1 rRNA gene is annotated in these 1,173 nt (G+C 52.2%); it reads left to right on the forward strand.

Features of this window, described 5'->3' with window-relative positions:
• A 23S ribosomal RNA gene (locus QPK29_RS33455) occupies nucleotides 1-1,156 on the forward strand; the annotation flags it as partial.
• Between the last annotated feature and the right edge of the window lie 17 nt (nucleotides 1,157-1,173).

Raw genomic sequence — 1,173 nt, forward strand, 5'->3', positions numbered from 1 at the left:
AGGGTGAAAGGGTTGCAATAAACTGGTGGCTGCGACTGTTTAATAAAAACACAGCACTCTGCAAACACGAAAGTGGACGTATAGGGTGTGACGCCTGCCCGGTGCTGGAAGATTAAATGATGGGGTGCAAGCTCTTGATTGAAGTCCCAGTAAACGGCGGCCGTAACTATAACGGTCCTAAGGTAGCGAAATTCCTTGTCGGGTAAGTTCCGACCTGCACGAATGGCGTAACGATGGCCACACTGTCTCCTCCCGAGACTCAGCGAAGTTGAAATGTTTGTGATGATGCAATCTACCCGCGGCTAGACGGAAAGACCCCATGAACCTTTACTGTAGCTTTGCATTGGACTTTGAACCAATCTGTGTAGGATAGGTGGGAGGCTTTGAAGCGGGGACGCCAGTTCTCGTGGAGCCAACCTTGAAATACCACCCTGGTTCGTTTGAGGTTCTAACCTTGGCCCGTGATCCGGGTCGGGGACAGTGCATGGTAGGCAGTTTGACTGGGGCGGTCTCCTCCTAAAGTGTAACGGAGGAGTTCGAAGGTACGCTAGGTACGGTCGGACATCGTGCTAATAGTGCAATGGCATAAGCGTGCTTAACTGCGAGACCGACAAGTCGAGCAGGTACGAAAGTAGGACATAGTGATCCGGTGGTTCTGTATGGAAGGGCCATCGCTCAACGGATAAAAGGTACTCTGGGGATAACAGGCTGATTCCTCCCAAGAGTTCATATCGACGGGGGAGTTTGGCACCTCGATGTCGGCTCATCACATCCTGGGGCTGTAGCCGGTCCCAAGGGTATGGCTGTTCGCCATTTAAAGTGGTACGTGAGCTGGGTTTAAAACGTCGTGAGACAGTTTGGTCCCTATCTGCCGTGGGCGTTGGAAATTTGAAGGGGGCTGCTCCTAGTACGAGAGGACCGGAGTGGACGAACCTCTGGTGTACCGGTTGTCACGCCAGTGGCATTGCCGGGTAGCTAAGTTCGGAAGAGATAACCGCTGAAAGCATCTAAGCGGGAAACTCGCCTTGAGATGAGATTTCCCGGAGCCTTGAGCTCCTTGAAGGGTCGTTCGAGACCAGGACGTTGATAGGTCAGGTGTGGAAGTGCAGTAATGCATTAAGCTAACTGATACTAATTGCCCGTACGGCTTGTCCCTATAACCTTGGCAGTCAT

It is taken from the genome of Massilia orientalis, assembly GCF_030411975.2.
Classification (GTDB): domain Bacteria; phylum Pseudomonadota; class Gammaproteobacteria; order Burkholderiales; family Burkholderiaceae_D; genus Telluria; species Telluria orientalis.